Genomic DNA, 14,104 nt, shown 5'->3' with positions numbered 1-14,104 from the left:
TAACTTAGCTCCGGTGTCAAGGTTTTTCCATCGATTTAACAACCCTTATGTCCCAATGGTTTCACACCAAGTACGCTCAGAATGCGGCGCAACGTAGCTCATTGTTTGCAATTCGTCTGCCAGAAGATTGTGCAAAATATGCACACGCGTGGAGGTGTTGCTGCACAGCGAGTTACGCTATTAGGTTAAGGCAATTCTTCGATGTGAGCGCCGGTGCACCAGCCACAGCACGCTATTGATACTGAAATATAGAACGCGAAGTTCCGGGAAAGTGCAAACGAATTCACGTTGCGGCATAGATTGAGCTACTCGATTCGATTTCGACCCAAATATGATTGACTCGCCGGGGACATCTATTATATATAGACAACAATCTTGAATCATTTAGTGCGGTATTTCGATTTTGCCCTGATCAGGAACGCAACCGTGATCGAGACGTTCCAACAAACATCAGGTCCATAGTGAATTGACGACGAACCGAGGATATGTTTATAGGAGGAATCATGGCTGGCACTCTTTGTCATTTCGAGATCTCGACAAAAGATCCCGCCAAGGCGGAGAAATTCTACACTGACCTGTTCGGGTGGAAGATCACTCACGACATGGGAGATGATTATCTTTTCGTGAACACCGGTCAGGAACCTGGCGGTGCGCTCGGCAAGTCAGACGATATCAAGCTTGGCGACAATATCAATATGTATTTCCAGGTTGATGACTGCACTGCCTATCTCAAGAAAGCTGTCTCGCTCGGCGCAACTTTGGTCAAAGCAAAGACCGAAATTCCGGGTCACGGATGGTATGGTTTATTCACTGATCTCGATGGCAACAGCATCGGTCTGTTCGAGGCGCTGAAGAAATAATCGTACGATGCGGATCCTCATGCGCCGTGTGTTGCGCCGTCAGGAATCCTTTCCTGACGGAAAAGCACCATCCTGACGAGCAAGTGTAGGGCAAAAAATCCCCAGTCACGCGGAGCGTGACGAAGTGGTTTTGCCAATGCCACAGAGCCGTCAGGAATCCCTTACTGACGGAAATCTATCTACTTCGTTCGACTTCGTCGAACCGCGATCAGAGATCGCGGCCACGCTCATACCGGTTACGCCGCCGCGGGCGGTGTCATTCCGTTGAAAAATGGAATCTGGAAACTGTAGGGCAAAATCCCGGAGTCACATAAAATGTGACGCAGCGGTTTTGCCTACCTGCTTCGTTCGACTTCGTCGAACCGCGATCAGAGATCGCGGCCACGTGCACCAGTGATTCACCATGTCACAGGCTATCTTTCCCGTGGTTCCTTATCGTCGTCACGCTCGTAGCTCGACAATCTCTTGACTGCATTATCCAGCTTCTTACCAATCTCACCACCAGCACCAGGCCTTCGGTTAAGCAAACCGATGGCTTGTAGAGACAGTGTACCGACTGTATCAGCACCTTGAAAATCTCTTGGCTGTTTGGCCCTGAAGAAGTCCAACGCAAAGAAGAATGCCGTGTTTAAGCAATATACGTCGGCATCACTCATCCACGCTTTTTCGTCCATGTGAAGCAACCAATCCCACTGTCTTGTACGGGGCCTGACTTCCCAAAGCCTCGAAGCTTCGATGAAGTACTCTACATGAGGAGATCCTCCATACACTAGACCTTCCTCTGTGACAATCCAAGAACCGAATACCTGGACAACCTTTCCGCACTCCGCTTCATCAATCTTCGAGGAATCTGCCCAGTCCAGAAGCAAAGTATCGTACTTATCCATCTGAACTCTCCTTTCTTTGCCTATAGAAAGGCAACTTCATTCTCTCTGACGGTTCTCGTAGGGCAAAATCCCGGAGTTGCGCAGAGCGCAACGAAGTGGTTTTGCCTATTCTCCAAAGTCGTCAGGAATCCATTCCTGACGAAAAGCCTACCTGCTTCGTTCGACTTCGTCGAACCGCGATCAGAGATCGCGGCCACGCGTTGTCAGCATCGCAAGGATGCTGACCTACGATTTCACATCAACAGTCGAGCTCGAATTCTTCTCCTTCAACTTCATCGTGAAGTGCCGCAGGTATTTCGTCTGGTAGACAATCTCGAATCCGTGAAGCTTCTCTTTGTATGAATCAATCTTGCCGCAGACGTGTGCGACATAATCAAGATGAGAATTCGTATAGACTCTTCGTGGAATCGCGAGCCTCACAAGTTCGAGCGGGGGATTGATCTCCTCGCCCGTCACGGGATCTTTTTCGGCAAACATCAGACCACCGATTTCGACACCTCTGATACCCCCCTCACGATAGAGCGCAACGGTGAGCGTTTGCCCCGGATAATCCGACGCAGGTATATGCGGGAACATCGCCCCCGCATCGACAAATATCGCATGCCCTCCGGGGGGCTGAATGATCGGGACTCCCTTCTCGACAAGACGATCGCCAAGAAACTTCACCTGCGCCGTACGAAAGTCAAGATAGTTAGGATCAAGAGATTCACGCAAACCTCTTGCCACAGCTTCGAGATCACGCCCGGCAAGCCCGCCGTATGTCCTGAATCCTTCGATCAGGATCATCAGTTTCGTGATTTTCTGCTCCAGTTCATCATCGTTGAGCGCGATGAAACCGCCCATGTTGACAAGACCATCTTTCTTTGCAGACATCACGCAGCCATCGGCATACGAGAACATCTCGCGGGCAATCTCTATCGGCTCACGATCGCGATATCCCTCTTCCCTATGCTTGATAAACCAACAGTTTTCGGCAAAACGCGCGGCATCGAAGAAGAACGGGATACTGTACTTCTTACAGATATCACTTGTTTTGCGGATGTTATCCATCGAGACCGGCTGCCCGGCGGCTGTATTATTAGTGATCGTCATAATGATAAGAGGAATCTTTTCCTTGCCTTTCTCGATTATGAAGTCTTCGAGAGCGGCGATATCCATATTGCCTTTGAATGGATGCAAACTACTTGGATCTTTCCCCTCTTTTATGATGAGATCGACCGGCTTTCCCCCCTTGTGCATGGTGTTGGCACGAGTTGTATCGAAGTGAGTGTTGTTGGGGACAAAGTCGCCGTCTTTCAGAGTCACCGAGAACAGGAGGTTCTCCGCCACCCTTCCCTGATGCACCGGCATGACATGCTTGAATCCGAAGATATCCTGAATCGACTCGACAAAGTGGTAATAATTATTACAGCCTGCGTACGATTCATCCCCCTTCATCATTCCAGCCCATTGATCGTCGGACATAGCTGACGTGCCGGAATCGGTGAGCAAGTCGATGAAAACGTCCCTGGCAGCTATGTTGAAGATATTGAACGATGCCTGCCGGATCACCTCTTCCCTCTTATCGCGAGGTAACAGGCGAATCGGCTCGATGACCTTTATACGGTACGGTTCTACCGGAAAATCAAACTCGCTGTTCATGACATTCTCCCACAGTAATGCGTTCACAATCATCAGATCGATAACTGCGGGAGTGTTTACGGAACGTCTTTGATCTTCTCCACTACAGGTCGCATTAACGAGATCCTCTTCGCGTGGTCAACCCTTCTTCAACTCAAACGACGGTACCACATCTCCGTAATGAATATCTCTATAATTGTACAACTTCGTTCGAACGAAATCACCAACATGCTGCAGCCGGTCATCCGGCAGAATTTCGAGCTTGCGCAAAGCCTCCACAACTACCGGATAAAGTGCTCGAACATTTCCGTCAGAAATCTTCGCCGCCAATCCCCAACCTTTCTCCGCGATGCCGACACATTCGACCGCTTCGCCTCCGACTTTGCAGATAATCTTGCCCGGCAGCGCCTGCATGAGCGCAAGATCGAACCTCTTGTCGCCGGATACCATAAACGGATCAGCTTGAATTGCAGTGACTATCCTCTCGAACACTTTCTCACGACCTGTGACGCTCGTCCTGCCGGTAATGATATTCGCGAAAGCAATCGCCATATTCTTCAGAGGCATTCCGAAATTTGGAAGCGAGCAGCCATCGGTTCCGATCTTCACATCGCCGGGATTCATCTCATAAACCTGGCAGACCGCCTCGAACACGCGCTGCTGCACATCATAATCGAATTCGAGATACCTCGCCGGATCGCAGCCCATTTGAATCGCGAGTGCGATCTGCCCCGAATGCTTGCCGGAGCAATTGTGCTGGAGAGGAGAAAACACCTCATCGCTGCGAGGGAGGATGTCTTTCACTTTATATTCAGATGGCGGATGCACGCCACACTTGAGATACGATTCGTCAATGCCTATCTTATCGAGATTCTCCTTCGTCTGAGCGGCATGACGCGGCGATCCATTGTGCGATCCGCACATGATTGCCTGACCGGAGATTGTGAAACCGAATTTGTCGACGGCCCCCGACTCGAAGACCGGTATCGCTTGAATCAGTTTAGCAGACGAGCGAGTGAACGTATTCCATTCAGGATCACCCGCATAGTAGAGCAGTCTGCCATGATTGTCTGTAACGGCTATTGAACCATAGTGAACCGATTCAACTCCGTTACCCCGTGTTGTGTATGCGAGCGGTTCCATAACGCAATAATCTAACTAATGCATAGCCAAAAGCAAGGGCAAAGAATGACAACAGCAACGTTCTTCTTCTTAGAGCTTTACAGGCGGAACTTAAACCAAAACATTAAGCGCAGGACTTACTGCCCTGCGCTTGGTATTCTCAGATTATGCACGAAAAATCAATCGAATTCAATGCCCTGGGCCAGTTCCATTCCGCCCGACCAGTTGATCGTGTTGGACTGACGTCTCATGTAGCCCTTCCAGGCATCGCTTCCAGATTCTCTCCCACCACCGGTCTCTTTCTCGCCACCGAATGCGAGGCCGATTTCGGCGCCGGATGTTCCGACATTCACATTCGCGATTCCACAGTCAGAACCGAAGCATGACAGGAACTTCTCCGATTCAATCAGATTGTTCGTGAAGATTGATGAGCTCAGCCCCTGCGGAACATCATTCTGGAGGGCGATCGCATTCATCACACCGCCTTCATATTTGATGACATAAAGCAGCGGAGCAAATGTCTCATCTTGCACGATCTCCATGCTGTTCTCGACCAGCGCGACAGCCGGTTTCACATAGCAGTCACCTTCATAGTCAAGCTTCTCGCCACCCCAGAGAATCTTGCCCCCCTGCTTCTTGACCGTCTCAATAGCTTTGAGGTATGTATCAACCGCGCCGGTGTCGACCATCGGCCCAACCAGATTCGACTGATCGATCGGATTGCCGTACGTCAGCTTGCCGTAGTATTTCTCGAGAAGCGCCATGAACTTGTCATAAATCGATGATTCGATAATCACACGGCGTGTCGATGTACAGCGCTGACCGGCGGTTCCGACCGCACCAAATAATACAGCCTTCGCTGCCAGCTCGAGATCGGCACTCTGGGTGACGATCAGTGCGTTGTTGCCACCCAGCTCGAGGATCGTCTTTCCGAATCTTGACGAGACAACCTCTGCAATGCGCTTGCCGATGCGCGTCGAGCCTGTATAGCTGATTAGCGGAATGCGTGAATCATTGAGCAGCAACTCGCCGACGTCGGAGCCTTTGCCGATTACAAGCGATGATATCCCAGCGGGGAGCTTGTTCGCTTTGAGGACTTTTTCGAATATCTTCTGGCACGCGATTGCTGTCAGCGGTGCGGGTGATGCCGGTTTCCAGAGGCAGACATCGCCGCACACGAGCGCTATTGCGAGGTTCCATGACCATACCGCGACAGGGAAATTGAACGCGCTGATTATGCCAACTATTCCGAGTGGATGCCACTGCTCATACATGCGGTGGTACGCTCTCTCGCTGTGAGTCTGCACACCGTAGAGCATTCTAGACTGGCCGCAGGCATAATCACAGATGTCGATCATCTCCTGGACTTCGCCCTTACCCTCCTGAATCGACTTGCCCATTTCGATCGTGACGAGCGTTCCCAGTGCATCTTTCTTTTCGCGCAATGCGACGCCGAGCTGCCGTACGATATCGCCACGTTTCGGCGCCGGAACTTCGCGCCACACTTTGAACGCAGCGAGGCCAGCTTTCACGAGTCTATCGTAATCATCGGCGTTTGCCTGTTTGACTCGGGCGATCACCTGGCCGTTGATCGGTGAAATGCTGACATTCTCCGTGCCGTTGCCGAACCAGTCGACACCGTCGCTCGCACCGAGATTGGTCCCTTCAAGACCAAGGTCTTTGAGAATCCCTTCGAGATTATCTATTTTCATTCTCTTACCTCCGTAAGACAGGAATTTGAAAGTCCGTCTCCGATGATCGCATACACGCGCTTCATACACACATCGTCGCAGAGCGCACGAACGCCGCCCCGATTGTAAGCTAAGATCGCCAAAGAGTCAAGCGGAAACGGGAAATGCGACATGTCATTCCGTTGAATATGGTAGGTCAGCGATCCTTGCCTGATCGAGCGGAGCGAAGAGCAGGTGCGAACATCAGTGAGCAGATCCTGACAAATGCCCTCGAAAGCCGAAACGAAGAATCAGGCAGGATCAATCCGCTACGCTACGGATCGCTGCCCTACGTCAAGACCTCAGCATTCGCCTCAATACTAACTGCAGGATGCCGCCGTTCTTGTAGTAATCAAGCTCTACATGAGTGTCGATTCTGACAGTCACGTCAAATGTCACAGTGTCTCCGAATTCGCTTTTAGCGATCACAGCAAGACTCTGCCCGGGAGCGAGCTTATCATCTATGCATTCGATTGTATATGTCTCCCGGCCGGTCAGTCCGAGAGTAGCGGCATTCTCGCCAACCATGAACTGCAGCGGCAGCACTCCCATGCCGATCAGATTGCTTCGATGAATTCGTTCGATGCTTTCGAATACGACTGCCTTCACACCAAGCAGGAAGGTCCCTTTCGCAGCCCAATCACGCGATGACCCCATACCGTAATCTTTGCCCGCAATCACAATAAGAGGCGTGCCGCTAGATTTGTACTTCATCGCTGCATCGTATATCGACATAGTGTCACCGGTGGGAAGATGTTCTGTCACACCCCCCTCGGAATCCGGCAGAAGCCGATTCTTGATGCGAATGTTGCCGAATGTACCGCGCATCATTACTTCATGATTGCCACGGCGCGAACCGTATGTATTGAAATCTCTCCGCTCGATTCCTCGATCATTGAGGTACCTCGCCGCCGGGCTATCGGCTGCAATCGCTCCGGCCGGAGAAATGTGGTCGGTGGTTACCGAATCGCCAAGCAATGCTAACACGCGAGCATCGTTGATCGCCTCAAGTGCTGCTGAATCGGCAGCCAGATCGGCAAAAAACGATGGCTCTCGAATATAGCTCGACTGGTCATCCCACTCATATATATCTCCTCCGGTGACTTCGACGGCATTCCAGCGCGGATTGCCATCATACACGCTGCCGTACTGCTCCCTAAATATCTCAGGCCTAAGAGACTTGGCAATTGTGTCTCGAATCTCCTTTTGCGACGGCCATATATCTTTCATATATATTGACTTACCATTATCATCTTCACCTAATACTTCATGCGCTAAATCGACATCCATCCTGCCAGCCAGAGCATAGGCAACCACCAATGGAGGCGATGCCAGATAGGCTGCCTTGACAAGCGGGTTTACCCGGCCCTCGAAATTTCGGTTTCCACTGAGTACTGCTGCCGCAACAAGCTTCTCCGATCTGACTGCCTCTGCCACCGGCTCAGGAAGAGGTCCGCTATTACCTATGCAGGTCGTGCATCCGAAACCGACGACATTGAAGCCGAGCTTTTCCAGATACGGGAGCAGACCGGATCCCCTGAGATAGGCCTCCACCACTTTCGACCCGGGAGCCAAGCTGGTCTTGACGTGAGGAGGTACGCTCAGTCCTTTCTCCACCGCCTTTTTCGCAAGCAAACCCGCCCCGATCATCACCGACGGATTCGAAGTGTTCGTGCAGCTCGTAATCGCAGCAATAACTACAGAGCCATGACGCAGCGTGGACCTGCCAGACTCGACTTTGACGTCAATCTCCCTATTGAGATCGTTCTTTTCAAGTCCAAACCCGCGCTTCTCCTGCGGCTGAGTAAGCGATTCCAGGAAGCTGTTTTTGACATCGCTGAGTGCGACACGATCCTGCGGACGCTTCGGACCCGCAACGCTGCTCTCTACATCGTTCATGTCAAGTTCGAGTGTCTCTGTATATGTTGGATCGGGGGTCTCATCTGTTCGGAACAACCCCTGCTCCTTGAAGTATCCCTCGACCAGGCTGACCAATGCCTCTTCCCTGCCGGTGCCTTGCAAGTACGCCAACGTCTCTGCGTCGACCGGGAAATAACCGACCGTTGCCCCATATTCCGGAGCCATGTTTGCAATCGTCGCGCGATCAGCAAGTGTGAGTCTGCTCAAGCCCGATCCATAGAACTCGACGAACTTGCCGACGACGCCGTGTGCACGCAACATCTGGGTTACGGTCAGCACGAGATCGGTAGCTGTTACCCCATCCTGCAGCGCGCCTCCCAGCTTGAATCCGATCACATCGGGAGCAAGCATATAAATCGGCTGACCGAGCATCACTACCTCAGCCTCAATGCCGCCCACTCCCCAGGCGAGCACTCCAAGCCCATTTATCATCGTCGTATGCGAATCCGTGCCGACAAGCGTATCGGGCAGGATTATACGCTGACCACCCACAACTCTCGTTTGCACTACTTTCGCCAAGTATTCTAAGTTGACCTGGTGAACGATGCCGGTTGCCGGGGGCACTACGCTGAGGTTATCGAAAGCTCCCTGCCCCCAGCGCAGAAACTCGTAACGCTCTCTGTTTCGCTCAAACTCTCTCTCAGCATTGAACAAAAGAGCATCATCGGAACCGTACTTATCGACCTGCACAGAGTGATCGATCACAAGATCGACCGGGATTGACGGGTTGATTCGTTTTGGATCGCCTCCAAGGCGGTGCATCGCAGATCTGAGCGCCGCCAGATCGACTATAGCAGGAACACCAGTGAAATCCTGCAGCAGTACTCGTGCCGGCATGAATCCAATCTCAGTGCGCACAGGAGAAGAGGGTTTCCAGTTCGCCAGTTCGAGCACATTCTCTTCGCTGATCGAATTGCCATCACAGTTCCTCAGCAGAGCCTCAATGAGTATCCTTATGGAAAAAGGTAGCCGCGACAATTCGCATCCAGCTGCAGTCTCCAGTTTCTGCAGACTATGAAATCCGAACTCCGTGTCATCGAGTCTGAGTATTGAATAAGACCTGAATGTATCATTCATTTGTTATACACTCCTGCCGGCGTGTTGAGAAACCTTTGAAATCATTGCGAGCGAAGCGTGGCAATCTCCGCATTTCACAATAGACTCGATTGACATAGAGATCGCCACGTCGCTTCGCTCCTCGCGATGACGGATTTTGTATCACACAAGACTTCTTCAACAAGCCCCTGAAAGCGAATGTTGCAGGCGATATCTGGATCATAGCCAAGTCATGATCTTTGCGCCGTCAATTATGAACATGCCACCCATGAGTATAAGAAATACACCGCAAACAGCAAAGACTACTCTCTGAAATTTGTCGCCGAAAAACTTTGCGCTTCTGAAAGAGAGGGCCGAAAGGAAATAGAACCACACCAGGTCACATGTCCAATGAAAAGCAACCAGCGCAACGAAGCCGATCAGCCCGAATTCTTCTGACGCGATTATCAACGATGCGCCGACTGTCGCCCACCATATCAGGAAATACGGGCTTGTTGCTGAAAGTATCACACCGGAAGCAACCGGCGACCTAAATGTCGACATCGAGCCGAGATCTGCGTTCTTGACGCTGCGAAACATCCCGTAAGCAATGAATAGAAGAAACAAGCCACCCACTAAACCAATCGCTCCACGGATCTCATTCGATTTGAGCAGATACTCGAAACCGAGAAATATCAGAATCATCAGGGGAAATTCGACTATGCCGTGGCCGACTGCAATCCAGGCACCTGCATGCGGGGACTTGCTGCCATGCGCTACGGTGACCGCCGTTATCGGTCCCGGCGCCATCACTCCGGAGAGCGACAGAAACATGGCCTTCAGGATAAATGCTGCAAATATCAAGTCTCTTTCCTATGCCTGCAGTTAAGTCAGAACGCAGTTTACAGCGACAAGCCGTGCTCGTCAAGTACAGAAGTAACATGTGGCAAACAGCCGTCTTCAATCCAGCATCTATTATGCGTAGAACGTTTCAATATGAGTGAAGTTCCATTCTGCACATTGAACAGCAGCACACCAAAGCAGAACGGGAGCGGCAAAAGCCGCTCCCGCTATGATTGGCGGTCCAAGGAGATCACTCAGTGACGCTACTTGCAATACGCGCACGGCTCAGGGCCACCCATGAAAATATAGGCTATAATATAGACAACATCATCTATGTCTACATCCTCACTGCAATCCACATCACCTGCTAGAACATGCGGCTGGGGCGACGGACCGCCGGAGAATATGTATGCAATCAAATAAACGATATCATCAATGTCCACCTGGCCACTGCCATTCGCATCACCACATTTGTAGCTTATCAGGTCCACCAACACGTGATTCATCAGCCATCCACGCGACTGATCGACGTTATTCATGAGGTCCGAGACAGTGCCGGTCTTGACCGAGGTGAATGTCGTGAATATGTTCAGCGTGTCATCTGCAGCAAGATCATAGTTGTTGAAGTATGTTGTTGCTGCATGAGCATCGACCTCGTATGGAAGATCACTGTATCCCCCCTGTCGCATCCGGGAGTAGAGTTCACCTGGAACAAAGCCTCCAGTTGGCCAAACATAGACTTCATTACTCTCTATGTACGCTCCAAATGGCTGCGTTGTCGTATTCAGTGACTGATCGCCCGATTCATAGTAACCGAGCCATGCCTGACCGCCAAACCGCTCGTCGTTAAACTGACAGCCGGCATAATCCCATTCGACTCCCTGCTGATAAACCAGCTTCTTTGTCATGTCGTATCCGGATGAATTATCTGCATAGCCATCACCCGGCACATCCCAATCGACAACATTTCCGATCAACAAGCCGGAGTGTGCCTGCCCATCGAACGAATACAGCCTGAGGTGCTGTATTACGAAATCACACGAATCGGGTTGGAGAGGCGCGAACCATCCCACCTCAACTCCGATGGTCGAATCCTTCGTCACGAATGTGCCCGTCTTGAAGACTTCATATTCGCCGTTGTTTTCGGTAGGAACAGTGGGGTTGTCTTTGTCGACAAGGCGCAAAGTCTGAGCACCAAATAACGCAAAGCTCACAACCGTGTCATCGTCATTGACATAAGCTATCACCGGAGATCCATCGTAGATATACACTTCTGCAGTGTTGTCACAATCGCCCGTACCGACGAAATCGAGATTCACCCGGCCCAGTCCCTTTCTTCCGAAATTGCCGAAATTGGAGACTACCAGATCCGTACAGGTCGTCGAAATTGTATCCCAGTGAACCGGCCTGTAATCACAGACATCACCGGCGCCGTCACCATCCTCATCAGCCTGGTCAGGATTGTATACTGTAGGACAGTTGTCATCGGAACAGCCTGGATTTGGATATCCCGGATTACCATAACCATCACCGTCGGTGTCCGTGCAATCGTCGCAGGCATCGCCCATCAAATCATTGTCGAAATCCTCCTGTCCCGGATTGTAATCGTCAACGCAATTATCGCAGGCATCCATGATACCATCGCCGTCAGAGTCGGTATCATCCGGACAATCCAGAACTGTCTTGAGCATCGACCTGCCATGCGTACCCGCAACAAGCGTCCGTGACTTCGTATCGAACGCAAGATCATTCACCGGAGTCGACAATGGAATCCCGTCTCCTAGAAACTCCCAGGTACCTCCAAGGTCGAGCGTTCGGTAACAGCCATAGTCTGTAGCGATGTACAGGCGAGAGTTATCGTGATAATCAACGATAACATCGTTGATTGGCATGTCGGGAAGATTGCCGTGTATTGCTGTCCAGTTCTGACCGAAGTCTGTTGTTCGAAGAATGTGAGGTAGGTAATCAGCTACTTTGTATCCGGAGAGAGTTACATAGGCCACGGCTGCATCGAATGGATCAACAGTAACCCTCGTTACCCATCTATCGGGAATGCTGCCATCGATCTGCGACCAATTCTGCCCACCGTTGGTCGTGACCCAGACATTGCCGTCGGCTGTACCGACATAGACCACCTGCCCGTCCGTCCTCGCAACGTCAATTGTAGTGATTGTATTTATGTGCAAATCGCCGCCATCAGTCAGATCTCCACTTATCACCGACCAGTTCGCAGCACCATTTTCGGTGCGGTACACACGATGGGAGCCGTAATAAAGCACTTCGTGATCGTTGGGGTCCATCACCACGGGAGTATTCCAGTTGTGTCGGTCATTTCCGTAGTCGATGCCATTCATGGCATAACCGAACGTCTGTCCCCCATCGGTAGACTTGTTGAGACTGCCATACTGATATTCTGCGTAGATAATGTCCGAATTCTTGTGATCCACGACACAGTAGAAACCGTCTCCGCCAAGTATCTGAATCCAATCACCGACATCTCCGCCCGGAGTTTTCATCGATCCGTTGTCCTGAGTGCCGCCATAGAGCTTGTATGGCGCATTCGGATCAATGGCGATCGCATAGAACTGAGTGTTGGGCAATTGCAGCAGCTGAGCCCATTGCCCTGCGCCATCCGGCGTAATGTTGGCGCCTCCGTCGCATCCATTGTAAACCCAATTCGGATCATTCGGCGAGATCCAGAGCGCATGATGATCGACGTGGATACCCGCGTCAGCACTCACCCAGCTGTAGCCACCGTCTGATGTCTTGTACTGATAGACACCGAGCGCATACACAATGTCTGGGTAGCCGGGTGCCACTCGAATCTGACCGAAATACCAACCGCCATTCCATGAACCAAAAAGTCCCGATGCTGCGCCGTCGTTCGTTCGAGTCCATGTGTCACCGAGATTCGTGCTCTTGTATATTCCGAGAAATTCTCCTTCGGCATTCGAATAGATGGCATAGACAGTTGTCGACATTGGATCGACCGTAACTCCGATTCTGCCCATATCCGATGCGGGCGCCGGCAGACCTCCTCCAAGATAGCTCCAGGTTTCGCCATAATCAGTCGATCTGTAAATTCCGCTAGTGATTCCTCCGAAAAAGGTCCTGTCGACGTAGCGCACCTTTTCCCACATTGCGGCGAAAACGGTACCGGTCGAGTGGTGTACTGCAATATCAATGCAACCGGTGGAATCGGTCAAGTACAGCTTCTGTTCCCAGTTTGCTCCTCCATCTGTAGATCGATAAACACCGCGCTCAGGATTCGTGCCGCCGAAGTGCTTCCCGGTCACCGCGACAAACACCGTTTCCGGGCGCAAGGCATCGATGGCAATTCTCCCAATGTGGTAGCTGTTCGGCAGTCCAACATGATCCCAGGTCAGACCGGCGTCGGTCGTCTTGTAGACGCCCGTGCCCTCGTACATATCTGCAGCTCCGTTGGCCTCCCCCGTGCCGGCGTAGAGAATATTCGGATCATCGGGATGGATGGCGACAGCGCCCATCGACTGAGGTCCCTCATCGTCAAATAGAGGTTCCCATGGCCAGCCAAGTGAGGGCAACCTGAAGATGCCGCCTGCTGCAGAAGCTATATAGACTTCGGTTACTTCAGACGGATGTACCGCAATGTCGGCAACGCGACCGGGGATATTATTCGGTCCGGCGAGAGTCCAGGTGACGTCATCACGCTTTGAGGCCTGCTTGAGTTCGCGCGCAGCTCTGGCTGCCTCGAGGCGTCGTTCAACCGGAATGTCACCGGTCGGATATGCACGCTGTTCATAGAACCAGTCATTCGGCCGTTGTTTGACTTTGGGGACTTTGCCGTCATTCTTCATCATGAAGTAGGCAAAGTCGGGTGTATCCCGATCCGGCATTTGTTCCGGAGCCTGTTCAATCGCAATGAACGCGAACGCCGCCGTCAATACAACTGCCGCCAGTAGGTAGCTGACTTTCTTCATTATGGATAACCTCCCAAACACGGATTGCACACACATTCAGAAGCCTGCACCATGCCCCAGATCGCATTGAATCATAAGTCTGGTGTCCAACCAGTCAAAATCATCTATCAATTGAGATGTAAAATTGT

8 protein-coding genes are annotated in these 14,104 nt (G+C 51.5%); 1 reads left to right on the top strand and 7 read right to left on the bottom strand.

The genetic code is table 11. The annotated features are described in order from the left end of the window. Nucleotides 1–503 precede the first annotated feature (503 nt). Nucleotides 504–860: a VOC family protein gene (locus KKH67_05220; protein ID MBU1318582.1), complete on the top strand. Its 357-nt coding sequence runs from the start codon at nt 504–506 to the stop codon at nt 858–860. 413 nt (nt 861–1,273) lie between these two features. Here KKH67_05220 and KKH67_05215 read toward each other — a convergent pair whose 3' ends face one another. The 7 genes from KKH67_05215 to KKH67_05185 all read right to left on the bottom strand — a co-directional run bounded on the left by KKH67_05215 (nt 1,274) and on the right by KKH67_05185 (nt 13,976). Continuing rightward, a complete protein-coding gene (locus tag KKH67_05215; GenBank protein ID MBU1318581.1) occupies nt 1,274–1,747 on the bottom strand; it encodes a hypothetical protein in 474 nt (157 codons plus the stop codon). A gap of 225 nt (nt 1,748–1,972) precedes the next feature. After that, nucleotides 1,973–3,388, bottom strand: coding sequence for a tryptophanase (locus KKH67_05210; GenBank protein ID MBU1318580.1), 1,416 nt, complete (start codon nt 3,386–3,388; stop codon nt 1,973–1,975). Nucleotides 3,389–3,505: 117 nt separating this feature from the next. Further along, nucleotides 3,506–4,510: an asparaginase gene (locus KKH67_05205; GenBank protein ID MBU1318579.1), complete on the bottom strand. Its 1,005-nt coding sequence runs from the start codon at nt 4,508–4,510 to the stop codon at nt 3,506–3,508. 158 nt (nt 4,511–4,668) lie between these two features. Then, nucleotides 4,669–6,201 carry an aldehyde dehydrogenase family protein gene (locus KKH67_05200; GenBank protein MBU1318578.1) on the bottom strand — a complete coding sequence of 511 codons (1,533 nt, stop codon included), beginning with the start codon at nt 6,199–6,201 and terminating at the stop codon, nt 4,669–4,671. A gap of 312 nt (nt 6,202–6,513) precedes the next feature. Beyond that, nucleotides 6,514–9,216, bottom strand: coding sequence for an aconitate hydratase AcnA (acnA, locus tag KKH67_05195; protein MBU1318577.1), 2,703 nt, complete (start codon nt 9,214–9,216; stop codon nt 6,514–6,516). 198 nt (nt 9,217–9,414) lie between these two features. Continuing rightward, on the bottom strand, nt 9,415–10,008 hold the full coding sequence (locus tag KKH67_05190) for a LysE family translocator (protein MBU1318576.1): 594 nt from the start codon (nt 10,006–10,008) through the stop codon (nt 9,415–9,417). Between the two features lie 272 nt (nt 10,009–10,280). Continuing rightward, nucleotides 10,281–13,976, bottom strand: a complete 3,696-nt coding sequence (locus KKH67_05185; GenBank protein MBU1318575.1) for a hypothetical protein — start codon at nt 13,974–13,976, stop codon at nt 10,281–10,283. Between the last annotated feature and the right edge of the window lie 128 nt (nt 13,977–14,104).

Source organism: Candidatus Zixiibacteriota bacterium, assembly GCA_018820315.1.
Taxonomy (GTDB): domain Bacteria; phylum Zixibacteria; class MSB-5A5; order JAABVY01; family JAHJOQ01; genus JAHJOQ01.
Note: the sequence above shows the minus strand (reverse complement) of the source record. Positions and strands in the feature narration are given on the sequence as shown.